This is a genomic window from Providencia sp. PROV268 (assembly GCF_028477805.1).
Classification (GTDB): domain Bacteria; phylum Pseudomonadota; class Gammaproteobacteria; order Enterobacterales; family Enterobacteriaceae; genus Providencia; species Providencia stuartii.
Window position 1 is genome coordinate 96,065 of sequence record NZ_JAMPLW010000012.1, and the last position, 14,721, is coordinate 110,785.

At 39.3% G+C, this 14,721-nt stretch carries 18 protein-coding genes; 8 read left to right on the forward strand and 10 right to left on the reverse strand.

Going from position 1 to position 14,721, the window contains the following annotated elements:
* The first annotated feature begins 182 nt into the window (after nucleotides 1-182).
* The 3 genes from PR699_RS10330 (at nucleotide 183) to PR699_RS10340 (ending at nucleotide 2,037) form a co-directional block, all read left to right on the forward strand.
* A complete protein-coding gene (locus tag PR699_RS10330) occupies nucleotides 183-371 on the forward strand; it encodes an FAD-binding oxidoreductase (protein ID WP_014658347.1) in 189 nt (62 codons plus the stop codon).
* Nucleotides 372-374: 3 nt separating this feature from the next.
* The gene (locus PR699_RS10335) at nucleotides 375-1,148 is read left to right on the forward strand and encodes a GNAT family N-acetyltransferase (protein ID WP_004919757.1); all 774 of its coding nucleotides are present in this window, start codon (nucleotides 375-377) and stop codon (nucleotides 1,146-1,148) included.
* A 328-nt stretch (nucleotides 1,149-1,476) separates the two neighbouring features.
* Nucleotides 1,477-2,037: an adenylate kinase gene (locus PR699_RS10340; RefSeq protein ID WP_014658346.1), complete on the forward strand. Its 561-nt coding sequence runs from the start codon at nucleotides 1,477-1,479 to the stop codon at nucleotides 2,035-2,037.
* Between the two features lie 68 nt (nucleotides 2,038-2,105).
* On the opposite strand, the gene ddlA is transcribed toward PR699_RS10340, so the two are convergent.
* Both ddlA and PR699_RS10350 read right to left on the reverse strand, forming a co-directional pair.
* Nucleotides 2,106-3,209, reverse strand: coding sequence for a D-alanine--D-alanine ligase (ddlA, locus tag PR699_RS10345; protein WP_004919748.1), 1,104 nt, complete (start codon nucleotides 3,207-3,209; stop codon nucleotides 2,106-2,108).
* 138 nt (nucleotides 3,210-3,347) lie between these two features.
* The gene (locus tag PR699_RS10350; RefSeq protein ID WP_272577841.1) at nucleotides 3,348-4,232 is read right to left on the reverse strand and encodes a LysR substrate-binding domain-containing protein; all 885 of its coding nucleotides are present in this window, start codon (nucleotides 4,230-4,232) and stop codon (nucleotides 3,348-3,350) included.
* A 149-nt stretch (nucleotides 4,233-4,381) separates the two neighbouring features.
* Here PR699_RS10350 and PR699_RS10355 point away from each other — a divergent pair, with 149 nt between their 5' ends.
* The gene (locus PR699_RS10355; protein WP_004919745.1) at nucleotides 4,382-4,996 is read left to right on the forward strand and encodes a LysE family translocator; all 615 of its coding nucleotides are present in this window, start codon (nucleotides 4,382-4,384) and stop codon (nucleotides 4,994-4,996) included.
* Nucleotides 4,997-4,999: 3 nt separating this feature from the next.
* Here the strand turns inward: PR699_RS10355 and PR699_RS10360 are convergent, their stop codons facing one another.
* The 3 genes from PR699_RS10360 to leuE all read right to left on the reverse strand — a co-directional run bounded on the left by PR699_RS10360 (nucleotide 5,000) and on the right by leuE (nucleotide 6,774).
* Nucleotides 5,000-5,470: an NUDIX hydrolase gene (locus PR699_RS10360; RefSeq protein ID WP_014658343.1), complete on the reverse strand. Its 471-nt coding sequence runs from the start codon at nucleotides 5,468-5,470 to the stop codon at nucleotides 5,000-5,002.
* A 1-nt stretch (nucleotide 5,471) separates the two neighbouring features.
* The gene (locus tag PR699_RS10365; RefSeq protein WP_014658342.1) at nucleotides 5,472-5,864 is read right to left on the reverse strand and encodes a cytidine deaminase; all 393 of its coding nucleotides are present in this window, start codon (nucleotides 5,862-5,864) and stop codon (nucleotides 5,472-5,474) included.
* Nucleotides 5,865-6,132: 268 nt separating this feature from the next.
* Nucleotides 6,133-6,774 (reverse strand): leucine efflux protein LeuE, encoded by a 642-nt coding sequence (gene leuE, locus PR699_RS10370; RefSeq protein WP_014658341.1) that lies wholly within the window; start codon nucleotides 6,772-6,774, stop codon nucleotides 6,133-6,135.
* A gap of 412 nt (nucleotides 6,775-7,186) precedes the next feature.
* On the opposite strand from leuE, the gene PR699_RS10375 reads away from it, so the two are divergent.
* The 4 genes from PR699_RS10375 to PR699_RS10390 all read left to right on the forward strand — a co-directional run bounded on the left by PR699_RS10375 (nucleotide 7,187) and on the right by PR699_RS10390 (nucleotide 9,923).
* Complete coding sequence (locus tag PR699_RS10375) at nucleotides 7,187-8,026, forward strand: AraC family transcriptional regulator (RefSeq protein ID WP_004919737.1); 840 nt, start codon at nucleotides 7,187-7,189, stop codon at nucleotides 8,024-8,026.
* 225 nt (nucleotides 8,027-8,251) lie between these two features.
* The gene (locus tag PR699_RS10380; RefSeq protein ID WP_004919733.1) at nucleotides 8,252-8,953 is read left to right on the forward strand and encodes an AzlC family ABC transporter permease; all 702 of its coding nucleotides are present in this window, start codon (nucleotides 8,252-8,254) and stop codon (nucleotides 8,951-8,953) included.
* Nucleotides 8,950-9,264, forward strand: coding sequence for an AzlD domain-containing protein (locus PR699_RS10385; protein WP_014658340.1), 315 nt, complete (start codon nucleotides 8,950-8,952; stop codon nucleotides 9,262-9,264). Before PR699_RS10380 ends, PR699_RS10385 begins: the two co-directional genes overlap by 4 nt.
* 188 nt (nucleotides 9,265-9,452) lie before the next feature.
* Complete coding sequence (locus PR699_RS10390; RefSeq protein WP_014658339.1) at nucleotides 9,453-9,923, forward strand: DUF1456 family protein; 471 nt, start codon at nucleotides 9,453-9,455, stop codon at nucleotides 9,921-9,923.
* Nucleotides 9,924-9,936: 13 nt separating this feature from the next.
* Here PR699_RS10390 and PR699_RS10395 read toward each other — a convergent pair whose 3' ends face one another.
* From PR699_RS10395 to PR699_RS10415, 5 genes are all read right to left on the reverse strand, one after another.
* Nucleotides 9,937-10,839, reverse strand: a complete 903-nt coding sequence (locus PR699_RS10395) for a LysR family transcriptional regulator (RefSeq protein WP_014658338.1) — start codon at nucleotides 10,837-10,839, stop codon at nucleotides 9,937-9,939.
* Nucleotides 10,840-10,881: 42 nt separating this feature from the next.
* Nucleotides 10,882-11,574 carry a phosphohydrolase gene (locus PR699_RS10400; protein ID WP_014658337.1) on the reverse strand — a complete coding sequence of 231 codons (693 nt, stop codon included), beginning with the start codon at nucleotides 11,572-11,574 and terminating at the stop codon, nucleotides 10,882-10,884.
* Nucleotides 11,575-11,617: 43 nt separating this feature from the next.
* The gene (accA, locus tag PR699_RS10405; protein WP_014658336.1) at nucleotides 11,618-12,577 is read right to left on the reverse strand and encodes an acetyl-CoA carboxylase carboxyl transferase subunit alpha; all 960 of its coding nucleotides are present in this window, start codon (nucleotides 12,575-12,577) and stop codon (nucleotides 11,618-11,620) included.
* Nucleotides 12,578-12,707: 130 nt separating this feature from the next.
* A complete protein-coding gene (locus tag PR699_RS10410; RefSeq protein WP_014658335.1) occupies nucleotides 12,708-13,124 on the reverse strand; it encodes a helix-turn-helix domain-containing protein in 417 nt (138 codons plus the stop codon).
* 87 nt (nucleotides 13,125-13,211) lie between these two features.
* Nucleotides 13,212-14,678: an AMP nucleosidase gene (locus PR699_RS10415; RefSeq protein WP_004919716.1), complete on the reverse strand. Its 1,467-nt coding sequence runs from the start codon at nucleotides 14,676-14,678 to the stop codon at nucleotides 13,212-13,214.
* Nucleotides 14,679-14,721: the final 43 nt, after the last annotated feature.

Below are 14,721 nucleotides of genomic sequence, written 5' to 3' on the forward strand. Positions count from 1 at the left end.
CTTATACAAAATCATTCTATCCGATGATTTCAATCTAATTATGTTGTACCGAGGATTACATCGATGAGCGCCCCGAGCATAGTGCAGTGAATATCGCACAAAATGCGCTATCCGTTATTCAAAATTCATTTATAGGTACAAATAGATTACGCTTAGAAAATGCTTTCATAGGAATGCGACCTATGCCACAGGATGAGATGCCAATTGTCGGTAAAGTTGCTGATTTCAGTGGTTTATATATTATTAGTATGCACGCTGCTATCACACTTGCACCATTAATTTGCCATTTGGCACAAGATGAAATAATACATGGCATAGAGCAGACAGCACTTAGCCCCTATCGATTAACACGCTTTGCGTCAGGTAACTGAAACATGAATATTCCGCTCTACTACTTAAGGCATTATCAGTCCATCGAAAAAACATTTTGGACATCGATTTGTGAGCACAGTATCCAGATCGAACAACATACTATATGTTACCTTACCCCTCTAAATTCGCCTGTATTTAACTTTATTTATCTTCAACCTGAATCATCGATTCAAGCATTTAAGCAGGCTCATCACCTTTTTGTTGCACAAAAGAAAAATCATACACTGGTTGTTCCTGAAGAAATGCAGCAAGATATTGTCAATGAGGCACTCGCCTTAGGCTACAAACGTGACAGCGTCACAACAGCAATGGCATTATCACTTGATAAACAACTCCCTGTAGAACTGCCTGAAAATCAAGTGGATATTGTGTTTGCGAACCATGACCTTTCATTGTGGGCTAAGCCTTTAGTATCTGCGTTTTATATTTCGGATGAACACGATAAGGTTGTCAATGAATATGTCCGCTATCATGAAGATGCTTTATTGCAAGGTGCGCCACAATTTCATCTTGTCCTCTTAGTCGCTGGAGAGCCAGCAACATCGATGACCGTCACTATTGAAGGTAGCCTTGCACGTTTTGATGATATTGGTACGGAGCCAGCACACCAAGGGAAAGGCTACGCGACACAATTAATCGCTTATGCATTAGCATTTTGTCATCAACAAGGTGTTGAACACTGCTTCCTTGATGCCTCAGAAGCCGGTTTCGACCTATACAAAAAGTTCGGATTTGAACCTTTATTCCGTTATATTAACTATGTCTGGTGCAAGTAATTTATTAGGCTGGCAATTAGCCCCTACGGCAGCAAAAGTACTAGTAACATCACGCATAGTTTGATCTCTTATCGCAATAAACAAGGTGTGGGTGTCGTTATCGCCATGCACCTTGTGAGTCTCTTACGTTAAAACCAATGCCGCTTTTCTTGAACCATAAGTTGGTACTGCTTATGTTTTGCCTGAATAGTGACATCAAGACATTGAGCATTTTTTGTTTGATCAAATAGAATAATTCACTGATAAGCTTCGTTTTCCAGAACGTTTTTGTGCAACTTTACCCTTCAGTAAAACTGAACGGCATATCTACCATAAAATGATTTAACTCATGAAAATTAATGTTATTGGCTGTAGTGGCAGTGGTAAAAGCACCTTTGCCCGGCAATTAGCGTCACTTTACGCTGTTCCATATATAGAAATGGATGCTCTTCATTGGCAAAAAAATTGGCAACCCGCAACCGATGAGCAATTGTATAAGAAATTATCGCAAGCCCTGCAAAATGCACCAAACGGCTGGGTACTTGATGGTAACTATACCCGGACACAACCCATTAAATGGAAAGAGGTTGAGCTGGTGATTTGGCTTGATTACTCATTCTTACGGACGCTTTATCAATCGGTGCGTCGAGTGTTCTCACGGATCAGAAGCAAACAAGAGCTTTGGCCGGATACAGGGAATTATGAGTCGTGGAAAAATGTCTTTTTTAGTCGTGATTCCATCCTAATATGGATGATAACGACCTATCACAAAAGTAAATGGCCTAGGATAGCCAGTATGGCGGATAAACAGTATCAACATATACGTTTTATTCGATTAACGTCGCCAAAAGAAACCCAGTTATTCTTAACGCACCTGCAAAAAAATGTTGCGCAGCATCACCGAGATTAAGGCATAAACTAACCGATGTTTTATTAGCGTGACATCGCACGCTAATAAAATACCGCGATATTAGTCAATTAATTAACATCACACGCTGTTTTTAAAGCAATGGTTTGTTGATATTTTTCAATGCCTAGTTCAATAAGGCGGCTGATCAACGCTTGATATGTCATTCCGCCCTGTTGCCACAATTTAGGGTACATACTGATATTCGTAAACCCTGGTAGTGTATTAATTTCATTGATAATAACGTGATTATCTTCGGTCAAGAAAACATCAACGCGAGACATACCACTGCAATTGAGTGCACGATAAGCCTGTAATGCAATTTCCCGTATTTTATCACTCACTTCAACATCTAAATCCGCTGGTGCTACCACAGACGCACCATTTTCATCGATATATTTGGTGTGATAAGCGTAGAAGCTATCATGTAGAACAATTTCGCCACATGGACTTGCCAATGGCTGTTCGTTCCCTAATACCGCACATTCTATCTCACGGCCTTTCACTGCACTTTCGATCAAGACTTTCATATCGAACAAGAAAGCGAAATCCAATGCTGCCTTAAACTCAGACTCATTAGTCACTTTACTGATCCCAACAGAAGAGCCTTGGTTAGCCGGTTTAATAAATAATGGGAGGCCTAATTGTTTAACAACCGCTTCATAGTTGGCTTCAGTGCGATCCGACGCTGTCAGCGTAATAAAAGGTGCAACATGTAGCCCCGCATCGCGTAGTAATCGCTTAGTGATATCTTTATCCATACAGGCTGAAGAGCCTAAAACACCTGGGCCAACAAAAGGTAAATTAGCCATACGCAATAACCCTTGCAAAGAGCCGTCTTCACCCAAATTACCGTGCACAATGGGGAAAATAACATCAATTTGAGGGAGTGGCTGAGCATCTTCAAGGGAAATAAATTGCTGGGTTGTTTTACCAGGGATAATAGCGATACTGCGTTTTGGCGTACTTAGTGCAATACGAGCGGGATCATTTGCATGGATTAAAAAATCAGCTTCATCATATTCATGCCAATGCCCCTGTTTGTTAATGCCGATTAAGCATACATCAAATCTATCGCGATCAAGACCATTAATGATGTTCTTCGCTGACTGCAATGACACTTCATGCTCTGTTGATTTACCACCAAAAATGACACCTACCCGTAATTTACTCATTACTCACTCCACTTAATAAACCGACAAACCCAAGTCTGGAAATATAACACGCTATAAAATAGTTATGTGACAAAATCTTTATTTATCACATGGTTTTGCTGAAAAAATAAACAATTCGAGTGTAAAGTAAAATCTGTGCTACTCCTTTTGGGTTAGTGTATAGCTTTCTTGAAGGCAATCTTTTAGCCACTCAATAAATAGGTGCAAAGCACTTCCGACAACAGGTGGCTTGGGCGCCAACAAATAATAAGCTGAACCATCTTCGATAAAACCATAAGGCGTGGTTAATTGACCTGATTGCAACTCATCTTCAACCATTAAAAATGAAGCAATCGCAACCCCTTGACCAGAAATGGCCGCCTGAATGCAAAGGTAAAAATGTTCATATGAAACCTGTCGATTACCTTGCTGACTATTGCCCATCTGCTGTTGCCATTGCTCCCAAACAGAGGGACGAGAGGCTGGATACAGTAACGCAATGTCGCTGGAGCCATCGTGCCAATGTAAATCGGGCCGCTGCACTAACCCCATCCTTTCACGACACACTTCTTCAGCATAAATATGGCTATTCCACTTAAAATCATTACGCCTAAAAGCAAGATCAACACCTGCTTTAGTGAAATCAATAGGCCCTCCTGCCGCAATCAAATGCACCGTAATATGAGGAAATTGCTGATAAAATTGCGTTAATCGAGGAATAAGCCATTTCATAGCAATAGTGGGTTCACAAGAAATACTCACCACATTACTATCAACGACACTGCCAAGCTCTGCTAATGTCTTATCCAATTGAGCAAAGATTTCACTCGTTGTTTGATATAGCTTTTTGCCTGCCAACGTTAAAAAAACCGCTCGGTTACGCCGCTCAAATAATGCAATACCAATCTGTTCTTCAAGCAAACGTATTTGGCGACTGATAGCACTATGCGTGACATGGAGTTCATCCGCCGCTTTAACAAAGCTGCCATGACGCGCGGCGGCATCAAAGAAACGTAATGAGGATAATGGTGGTAATTTCATCATATAGGTAACAAAAACTGACAGATTTACGTCAGCATAAATCGCTTTTTAACTAAATACAATCTATTGATAATACAGTTAATTAATAAACAAGATGATTTATATCAGCAATTTTTAATATCAGTTTTTATTACCTATTAAGGACAGTTAACATGAATGAACTTATTGCTATGGCAGCCATGACTATTTTAGCGGTAATTAGTCCAGGTCCCGACTTTGCCATGGTGACACGTAGTAGTTATGCTTATGGCACAAAAATTGGGTTGCTTGCAGCATTAGGTATAGCCTTTGGGGTGCAGGTTCATGTTTTTTATACTGTATTCGGTGTAACACTGCTTATCATGAACTCACCGACACTTTTTACTATTGTGAAATTATTTGGTGTGGGATATTTAATTTATATTGGATTTAACTCATTTACCAATAAACAAAAAATCAATACAGAAACCGGTGAAACACCTAAACCTACAGGATTTTCCGCCTTTAAAATGGGCTTTTTAACTAATGCATTAAATCCTAAAACCATGCTATTTGTCGTTTCTGTATATACGCAAGTGCTCCAAAATTCTCACTCATTAATGCTTAATTTGAGTTATGGGTTTTTTATCTCTTTTGTTCATTGGCTATGGTTCAGTTTGATCGCGTTATTCTTCGCAGCGCCCGTCATACGCAACCAAGTTCTCAATTACCAATTCGTGGTGGATAAAATAATTGGTCTGTTATTAATGGCGCTCGGTGTTTCATTGTTGTTTTTAAATATAAAATAAATTTTATTTCAACAAGTTAGTTTCATTTACCATGCTTGCCAATTGCAGTAGATCATGTGGGATATTGAGATTGGCTAGCTCTTCAAAAGGCACCCAACAAAATGCAGGATCAGGCGTTTTATCTGGCGATACAAGCTCACATAAATACACCATATCAATATGCCAATGATCCCCTTTTTCTTTATCAGTTATAAACTCTTTTAAGATGGCTAAAGGCATGGGCAAAGCAGTGACTTTTTCACAACCCGTTACCTTGGTTGCTGTTGGATAGGCGCAATCAATCACGCGGCAATCTAACCCTGTTTCTTCCCGTACTTCACGCATTACCGCATCTTGAGGCTCTTCATTATCTTCTAAATGCCCTCCCGGTGGGAGCCAACACCCTAATTTGCGATGCTTATGTAATAAAAACTCCCCTTTTTGATTACGCAGCAATGCCGTTGCCGTGAAATGTTTATCCTCTTGCGTCATCATTCTATTGTTCTCTATTTTGTGTGGCTTTCCAATCATAAGGCATCAATTGCTCTAAGGTGACTTGAGTTTCATTATCGACCCCAACGAGCGTCTGCTTATTTTTATTGGATAATTGACTGACTAATTCTCGACAACGCCCACAAGGCGGTACAACATTTCCAGCGGAATCAACGGCAACCATCGACTTAATGACCGACTTTCCTGCTTTGAGTAATTCAGCAACAGCGCCATGCTCTGCACAAAAACCCAGAGAGCACGCCGTATCAATGCTAATACCTGTATAAATTTCACCATCTTCCGCTTCTAGCGCGGCAGCAACATAACCACATTCAATATAATCATTGATAATAGATGGCTTTGCATAACGGCTGGCAATTTTGACTAAATGCTTCATCAGGTATACATCCTTTTCTCACAGAATAATTTTAATTTTATTATGTCGTTTATCTATGTTGGAAGCCAAACGTGCTCTTTCACCGTTCCATTAGCCAGACTATTTCTGAACACATTTGTACCGCAATAATTCCACTCCAAATCACATGATACTGAAATTCAGAGCACAATTTTGGACGACGGGTTGTATTAGAGACTTGAGAATTGTTTCGAGATTACAGTGATAAAAAAGCCGGCTCATGGCCGGCATCATCATATACCCCTAAAAACTAGGCGGCTAACGCTAATTTAGCCCCAAACATTAAGAAGATAGCACCAATGCAGCTATTAGATAATTTAGACAGTTTTTTGTTATGTTTTACCATGTTAGTAACAGCAACAGCACCAAAAATCAGCATTGATAGATAAATCATACTGCATGCTTCAAGAATGCTGCCTAAAATAAAAAACGGTATGCCTGCATTAGGATAAGCAGGATCAATAAACTGAATAAAAAATGACACATAAAAAATGATCATTTTAGGATTAAGCAAACTTAAAAACACCGCTTTTTGGTATGTTCCTTTCGCTGCTAATACTATTGCATCCACATCCCCAACCGGCTCTTTTTTATTAAAGACGCTATACAGCGTTTTTATTCCTAAATAAACTAAATAGGTAGCGCCAACATACTTAATTACACTAAAAAAGATAGGTGATGTTTTAACCAGTGAAGCAACCCCTAAAAACGATAAAAAAATCAGTATCGCGTCACCCGTAAATACGCCTAGCGCGGCTTTATAACCATTTTTAATGCCATACTTTGCACTACTCGTTAACACAAACAAAGAATTTGGGCCTGGCACCAATGTAATAAAAATGACACCGATTAAATACGTCCATAAATTTGTGATACCAAGATTTTCAAGCATAAGAAACCCGCTAACTTAATAAAAGTTATAACAAAAAATAAACATATTCAGTTAATATTGACTATGATACACGGGGTTATCTTACTATAAAAGATATCACTACGCGCAAATAAAAATATGGGCAAATATGCCATATATAGACCAAAAATCAGGTTGAATAATCTAAAAATATTGAATTTTATGAACCAATAATTCACTAAACAAACTAAAAATAGAATCGTATTGACACTAACATTTATCTTAGGTTTTTATTCCGCAATATTAAGAATCATTGAAATAATAACCCAAAATAGGTCATTGGGTAGTGATAGTGAAAATAATTAAGATTAAGGGTATAAATAGCATACGTTTAATGCAATATAACTGTGTGTTTATATTCCGTTTTTATCATGGGTAAAGAGTAGGTATTGGGATGGAAAGTGCCAATTATTTTCATTTGCGAGAACTGGGTGGCTTAGAAATGATAGAAGCCCAGTACCACCAACAAAAATTTTCCCGCCATAGCCATGAAGGCTTTTGTATTGGTGTGATTGAAGATGGTGCTCAGCAATTTTTTCGTACTGGTGAAAACCATTATGCACCTAAAGGCGACATTATTGTGGTGAATGCGGATGAAATCCATACAGGCTCTTCTGCTGTAGCTGGCGGCTGGGCCTATAAAGCTATTTATCCTACCCCTGAAATGTTTCAACGCTTAACCTTAGATTTAAAAACGGATAACTACGGAGTGATCCCTTGGTTCCCTAACGCAGTGATCCAAGATCCCGGTTTAGCAGCTCAGTTAAATTTACTATTTAATTTATTATTACAACCCAATAACACCTTATTCAAAGAGACCTTATTACTCTCATCAATGAGCTGGCTTATTTTGAAATACAACAAAAGCCGAGTACAACCCAATGATATTCCCCCTGCAAAACAACGTATGCAGGATATTTGTGACCTAATCATGAGCACCGCAGAGCAGGATCATTCCCTAAGTGAGTTAGCAGCAATTGCTGGGGTAAGTCAGTGGCATTTTCTACGTCAGTTTAAATTACATACAGGCACAACCCCCCATACATTTTTAATCCAAGCAAGATTATACAAAGCTAAAAAATTGCTATTACAAGGGGAGAAACCTGCTGATGTTTCAAACCAGTGTGGTTTTTCTGATCAGAGCCATTTCACACGGCATTTTAAGAAATCCATTGGGGTCACACCTAGCCAATATACGCGGCATATTACCAGTGGCGGCATTCATTTATGCTAGCCCTTATTTCCGTTATCGGCTGAATAACCGCTTTTATTATTGCTTAAAAGATAGCTGGGGATATTGCGTGCAAATTGTCCACATTGTGTAAATTAAAGGCTAGTTATTTACTTTTATGCCATGGCATTGGTGATAATACACTCATATCAAGAGCAATTTTATTCTATCAGCCATCTCAACTCGACAGTATGATAAAAATAACGAAGCAAAAAAGGTATTAAATCAATGTATTCACAACAACGTAGCCAATGGCAACGTGCTTTTACTCATGGGGCTCTGCACATGACTCCATTGAATTTAGCAGTGATCCCATGGGGTGTTTTAGCAGGTTCAATGGCTGTTGAAGCCGGACTTTCATTTTGGCAAAGTATTTCTATGTCAGCGATGATATTTGCTGGCGCAGCACAACTTGTTACTTTAGGTTTACTTAATTCTGGGGCGGGTTATATCACTATTATTATATCTGTCTTCTTTATTACTTCACAGCATTTGCTATACGGCCTAACAATGCGGCCTCATGTTAAGGATTTTACTGCCACTCAACGTTTAAGCATTGGCTTTTTATTAACAGACGAACTATTTGCTATTAGTGCTGCTAAACGGCAGCCACTCAGTTTTCCTTATTTATTTGGTGCTGGATTCAGTTTTTATATTGTTTGGTTAATCACCAGCCTTCTTGGCATTATGATGGCCAATTTCATTACTGACCTAAGCCGCTTACATTTAGACTTTTCTGTGGTTGCGACACTATTAGCGATTGTTGTTCCACTGACAAAGAAAATAAGCACAATTTGTGGCGTGATATTTTCATTAGTTGTGGCCGTTACCCTCTCACTATATTCAATAAGTAGTGCGATTGTCATCGCGGGTGTTGGGGGGATGTGTGTTTCAGTTATGGTTTCTCGATTACTTAAGGAAGAAAAATGATTTGGGTATTGATCCTGACACTGACGGTTATTGTTTTCTCTTTACGTTACGTTTTTCTGATCCCACAGCTTCCTGTTAGGTTGCCACTGTTTATTAAACAGGCTCTCGGTTATTCAGCGCCTTGCTTATTAACCGCAATTTGTGCTCCGGTGATCCTGTTAGATAATCATGCGTTGCGGGATTTCCCTGATAACCCCTATTTATGGGGAGCTTTATTTTGCGTCGTTACCGCGGCTTTACTGAAAAATATGCTATTAACTGTTGGGTTAACCTTAGTCTTTTTTTATAGTCTCATCTATTTTATCGGCTAATTCAACGTCAGACACAATATGCGTAAGGTAGGCTAAAATCGTCTATTTTACGCATTCTTATATTGATAAAAACAAAATTACTCTCTAGTATGCCTTTCTTAAAACGCCTCAATATTTTTGAATCTCAACATTGATAACTATCATTAGTGATTGATTTAGAAAACTTAATTTATGGAAAATCAATAGCCATGCTTAATAATTATGTTTTACGTCGTATTCGCTACATACTAGACCTTAGTGATAACCAGATGGTGGAAATTATGCAGCTCTCTGGTTTAACGGTGACCAAAGCAGAAATAGTAAGTTGGCTAAAGAAAGATGATTCCCCCGAATATAGGGAGTGTAATGATAAAACCTTGGTTCACTTCCTTAACGGTTTAGTCTATTTTCGTCGAGGTAAAAGCGATAACCACCCTGCTCCGACAGTTGAAACACATATCAACAATAATATTATCCTTAAAAAACTCCGTATCGCTTTTGCATTAAAAGATACCGATATGATAGAAATCTACCAAAAAGCCGATTTTCGAGTATCTAAACCCGAAATTAACGCCCTATTTCGTCACCCCGAACATAAAAACTACCGTGAATGTGGTGACCAATTACTGCGCTATTTTCTAAAAGGACTCACCCTGAAATTACGCCATACTTCAGCATGATTGAGTCTGGCAATTACACCTTCTTATTGGCAAATAATGGGATTAAATATTGCAAAAAAGCATCAATCTTCGGTGATAATGAACGTCGACTCGCATAAACTGCACGTAATTCAATCGGAGCGGGTCGCTCAGCAAACTCAATAACTTCAAGTAAACCTTGCTCAATATCTGGTTGGCAAGATTCCATCGCTAAAATGGCATAGCCAATCCCTTTTAATGCAGCAACTTTAGCTAAAATACCGCTATTAACTCGGTATCGACTATTAATATTGAGTTTTTGAGGGCGTTCTTGTTGGTCGATAAATATCCATGGCTGACCGGCTATTGCACTTAAACTTGAAATACAAGGCATATTAGCTAGCTCCGTGAGGTTTTTCGGCTTGCCCGTTTGTTCAATAAGATGAGGAGCCGCCACAACAACGCTCGGCCAAGCTTTTATTAATTTCGAATGATAGCTGCTATCGCCTAATTCACCCCGATGGAACGTTAATAATAAATCGATATCATCATTAATCACATCTAAAGGCATAAGCTGAGTATCACAATGAAGCGTTAATTGTGGATGCAACAGAGCAAAATCGGTGATTATGTCGGCTAATAGTAGGCTTCCCGTCTCACTAGGAATAGTGAGCCGTAATGTTCCTGTTAATCTCTCACGATGGCTTATTTGGCTCAATATATCATCAAGCTCTGCATAGAGATTTTGACTATGCTTCCATAATATTTCACCTTGCTCTGTCAGCCTCATATTCCGCGTTGTTCTCTCAATTAACCGACAATTGAGCTGAGTTTCTAATTGCTTAATACTCCGGCTAACATTCGATGTCGGCATAGACAGTTGTTGTGCGGCACGAGCAAAATTGCCCTGAGATGCCACAGAAACAAAAACTCTTAATAAATTCAGATCAACCGACATTTATCGCCTATCCCTATTGAATACATCAAGCCACTACCTTAATTAGAGCCAAAACTGTTCGATGATATGATCATCAAACTGGACACTATTCCCCTTTAATTCAGCACTTAATTTCGCCATAAACTGTACTAAATAATTCGCATTTTGAGTGGCGAGCAATCTTCCCATTGAAGTTTGCATAGTACTCGGTAATTTAAGTAATTTTTGCTGAAAGTGATCTAAAGCCCATTGAGTATCATCCAGTGGCCTATTTTGTGCAAAAGGATCATTTGCATCAAATAATGCCCTATTCAATTGGCCACTAACGGCAAAAACACGCGCTAAGCCAATTGCGCCAAGTGCTTCTAACCTATCCGCATCTTGAACAATTTTCGCTTCAATCGTTTTTGGTTCGAGCTGAGCACTAAAACTATGGGTGATAATACAGTGAGCAATCGGTTCATAGTAATGTTCAGGTAGGCTTGGAAAATGAGACTGAAAAACACTCACCGCTTTATCAGCACTTAAAGAAGATGCTTGGTGTCTTTGGAGGTGATTTTTCGGCAATGAGACAAAATCGTGAAAATAACAGGCAGCCAATACAACCAAAGGATTAACTTGTTCTATTGGCTCCATAATTTTTTGTGCCGTACGCCAAACTCGCCTAAGATGAAAAATATCATGGGCATTATCATCATTAACCCAGTTTTTTAGCAGGTAATTATCAAACTCATTCGCCCATTGCTCTATATTCATTTCTATCACCAAACGACTTCAGATAAAAATGACTATATCATGCTTAACAGTAACCAAACGCCATAATTTTCTGATATCTTTCGGCCAATAATAGATCAACATCCCGTTTTTTGAGGGCCTCTAAATCAATAAGCAACTGCCGTTTTAAATTTTCACTCGCTAATACATAATCGCGATGTGCGCCACCGAGCGGTTCAGGGATAATAGTGTCAATAATACCTAGCTCCTTGAGCCTTTTGGCTGTCATTCCCATTGTTTCCGCAGCAACTTGTGCTTTTTGTGCATCTTTCCAAAGGATTGAAGCACAACCTTCCGGTGATATTGCCGCATATGTGCTGTACTCCAACATATTAATACGGTCGCCAACCCCTATTGCCAGTGCACCACCAGAGCAACCTTCCCCTGTTATCACGCAAATGATAGGTGTTTTTAGGCAAGACATCTCCATAATATTTCGTGCTATCGCTTCAGCTTGCCCTCTCTCTTCTGCACCAATACCGGGATATGCCCCCGCAGAATCAATGAATATCACCACAGGTAAATGAAAACGCTCAGCCATCTTCATTAACCTTAGTGCCTTACGGTAACCTTCCGGGGAAGGCATACCGAAATTTCTCATCACTTTTTCTTTTGTGGTACGCCCTTTCTGTTGACCTATAACCATAACAGGTTGCCCGTCAAGGCGTGCTAGACCACCAACAAGCGCCTTATCATCCGCAAATACCCTATCTCCAGCCAACTCCTGAAATTCCGTAAAAATCAGCGAAATATAATCTAGGGTATAGGGCCTCAATGGATGCCTTGCAAGTTGAACTATTTCCCAAGCACCAAGCTGAGAAAAAATTTTCTTTGTCAGTGTTAAACATTTTTTCTCCAGCAACTTGATCTCTTCATCGAAATCAATATCAGGCTGTTGGCTATTTTGTTTAAAAGCCACTAAGGCGTCGATTCTTTCATTAAGTTCGACGATAGGTTTTTCAAATGCTAAGAAGTGAGTAGACATAGGACCCTTTAAATCAGTGTAGCAATACCTAAAGTGTAGTTAAGATCTAAAAGGCTTTCTATGAAGGAAAATGGGATAAATTGTTATCAAAAGTGGGATAATCACGCGGTTATACCCACTAGATTATGCCTTATTGGCTGAATTTTCGGCTATTTCGTAGGCCTATCGACATTATTTTTTGAAATTTAGGGCAGGCTAAATGATTTTCTTCAGGGCAATTGACGATATGCAAAATACCTTTTTTTAACGCCGACAAATCATCAATGACTTTTTGAATTTCCTCTGCTTTTGTTATTAAATAGCCACGATCAATCGTTGGTCCATTTCTTTGATTCAACATGGTGCTTATTTCATCAAGTGAAAATTTTGCTTCTCTCCCTAAAGCAATAAGTGATAAGCGAGTCATCACATCTTTACCATGATAAACACGCTTCAAACCTTTACGACCAATCGGGGTAATTAACCCCTTTTCTTCGTAATAGCGCAACGTCGATGGCGGTAAGCACGATAGCTCACTCACCTCAGAAATATCTAGTTCATCAACCATGGCGTTAATAACTCGCTTAATTCACCCATACCTCATTTTTTCATTTGCCACTGCAAATGTCATTGATTCGGTATCTATACTTTTTTATTACCTAAAAGGAGGCTCATCAAAGGTTCTTAATTTTCTTGAATGCAGCTTATCGCCTTCTTGTCGCAAAAGATCAATCGCTCGAATACCAATCTGCAAATGTTCTGAAATTGCCCCTTCATAAAAGCTATTTGCTTGCCCTGGTAATTTGATTTCACCATGTAACGGTTTATCAGAAACGCATAATAGCGTCCCATATGGCACCCTAAAACGATAACCTTGAGCCGCAATAGTCGCACTTTCCATATCTACAGCAACAGCACGGCTTAAGCTGAAACGGCGGGCCGTTGCAAAAAAGCGTAATTCCCAGTTACGATCATCCGTTGTCACCACCGTACCTGTTCTTAGCCGTTGCTTAACTAATTCACCTGGCATATTACTGACTTGTTTCGTTGCATCGTACAGTGCCCTTTGTACCTCTGCGATACTTGGGATGGGAATATCAGGGGGTAAAACATCATCTAAAATATGATCATCACGTAAGTAGGCATGAGCTAATACATAGTCACCAATTTTTTGACTTTCACGTAAGCCGCCGCAATGGCCTATCATTAACCATGCGTGTGGCCGTAATACCGCCAAGTGATCACAAATATTTTTTGCATTCGATGGACCAACACCAATATTAACTAATGTTATTCCTACACCCTCTTTCGCGATCAGATGATACGCTGGCATTTGGAATTTTTTCCATGTGAGATCAGACGTGGCAATTTGTGGGTCAGCGTTTTCAGCCGTTAAATAATTGTGCCCTACACAGGATAATGCAACATAACGACTATTCGGATCCCTAACTTGCTCGCAAGCCCAGCTTACAAACTCATCGACATAACGATTGTAGTTTGTAAACAAAATATAAGGTTGCACATGTTCTGGCGGCGTTCCCGTATAATGTTTCAGTCTCGCTAAGGAAAAATCGACACGCAAAGCATCAAAGTGAGAAAGGGGCATCTCCTCTGCGGATTGAAATAAACCGTCGGTAATATCATCACTAATATCTGCAAGATCTGTAATAGGAAAATGAGCCGCTAGACTGCTACTCATACTTCTATCTAAAGCTAAATCAGAACCATCAATCACAAACGGGTATGGCACTTCAGTTTGTGAGGGATAAACAGAAAAAGTGACATCATAATCTTGCTGTAAAATACTCAGTTGCTCGGTTAAATATTGACGAAATAGATCCGGCTGGGTCACCGTAATACGATACTGTCCGGGCTTAACAAAACGTGCATATGCCCTCGTTTTTACGCAATGATCAATTTGACCATGCCACTCAACACATAGTTCAGGATAGGCAAATAATCCCTTTTTGCGGGCATCCGCATCAGGTAATTGCCCATCAGTCACATAAGCTGCAATGGCACTTCTTAAAGAATCAATGGCATTTGTGTACAGCAATGAAAGTTTATCTAATACCTCATCAATAGATAGATTTTCATTATTTTGACATTTTTCTAAAGACACACATGACCCCTTATCATCAAATGATGTTATTACCTTATCAAGC

What these genes read in the sequence shown, in the direction of transcription:
- PR699_RS10380 (WP_004919733.1), top strand. Translation starts at nt 8,252, where the DNA reads ATGTATTCACAACAACGTAGCCAATGGCAACGTGCTTTTACTCATGGG.
- PR699_RS10335 (WP_004919757.1), top strand. Translation starts at nt 375, where the DNA reads ATGAATATTCCGCTCTACTACTTAAGGCATTATCAGTCCATCGAAAAA.
- PR699_RS10365 (WP_014658342.1), bottom strand. Translation starts at nt 5,864, where the DNA reads ATGAAGCATTTAGTCAAAATTGCCAGCCGTTATGCAAAGCCATCTATT.
- PR699_RS10385 (WP_014658340.1), top strand. Translation starts at nt 8,950, where the DNA reads ATGATTTGGGTATTGATCCTGACACTGACGGTTATTGTTTTCTCTTTA.
- PR699_RS10330 (WP_014658347.1), top strand. Translation starts at nt 183, where the DNA reads ATGCCACAGGATGAGATGCCAATTGTCGGTAAAGTTGCTGATTTCAGT.
- accA (WP_014658336.1), bottom strand. Translation starts at nt 12,577, where the DNA reads ATGTCTACTCACTTCTTAGCATTTGAAAAACCTATCGTCGAACTTAAT.
- PR699_RS10375 (WP_004919737.1), top strand. Translation starts at nt 7,187, where the DNA reads ATGGAAAGTGCCAATTATTTTCATTTGCGAGAACTGGGTGGCTTAGAA.
- PR699_RS10390 (WP_014658339.1), top strand. Translation starts at nt 9,453, where the DNA reads ATGCTTAATAATTATGTTTTACGTCGTATTCGCTACATACTAGACCTT.
- PR699_RS10410 (WP_014658335.1), bottom strand. Translation starts at nt 13,124, where the DNA reads ATGGTTGATGAACTAGATATTTCTGAGGTGAGTGAGCTATCGTGCTTA.
- PR699_RS10395 (WP_014658338.1), bottom strand. Translation starts at nt 10,839, where the DNA reads ATGTCGGTTGATCTGAATTTATTAAGAGTTTTTGTTTCTGTGGCATCT.
- ddlA (WP_004919748.1), bottom strand. Translation starts at nt 3,209, where the DNA reads ATGAGTAAATTACGGGTAGGTGTCATTTTTGGTGGTAAATCAACAGAG.
- PR699_RS10355 (WP_004919745.1), top strand. Translation starts at nt 4,382, where the DNA reads ATGAATGAACTTATTGCTATGGCAGCCATGACTATTTTAGCGGTAATT.
- PR699_RS10360 (WP_014658343.1), bottom strand. Translation starts at nt 5,470, where the DNA reads ATGATGACGCAAGAGGATAAACATTTCACGGCAACGGCATTGCTGCGT.
- PR699_RS10340 (WP_014658346.1), top strand. Translation starts at nt 1,477, where the DNA reads ATGAAAATTAATGTTATTGGCTGTAGTGGCAGTGGTAAAAGCACCTTT.
- leuE (WP_014658341.1), bottom strand. Translation starts at nt 6,774, where the DNA reads ATGCTTGAAAATCTTGGTATCACAAATTTATGGACGTATTTAATCGGT.
- PR699_RS10400 (WP_014658337.1), bottom strand. Translation starts at nt 11,574, where the DNA reads ATGAATATAGAGCAATGGGCGAATGAGTTTGATAATTACCTGCTAAAA.
- PR699_RS10350 (WP_272577841.1), bottom strand. Translation starts at nt 4,232, where the DNA reads ATGATGAAATTACCACCATTATCCTCATTACGTTTCTTTGATGCCGCC.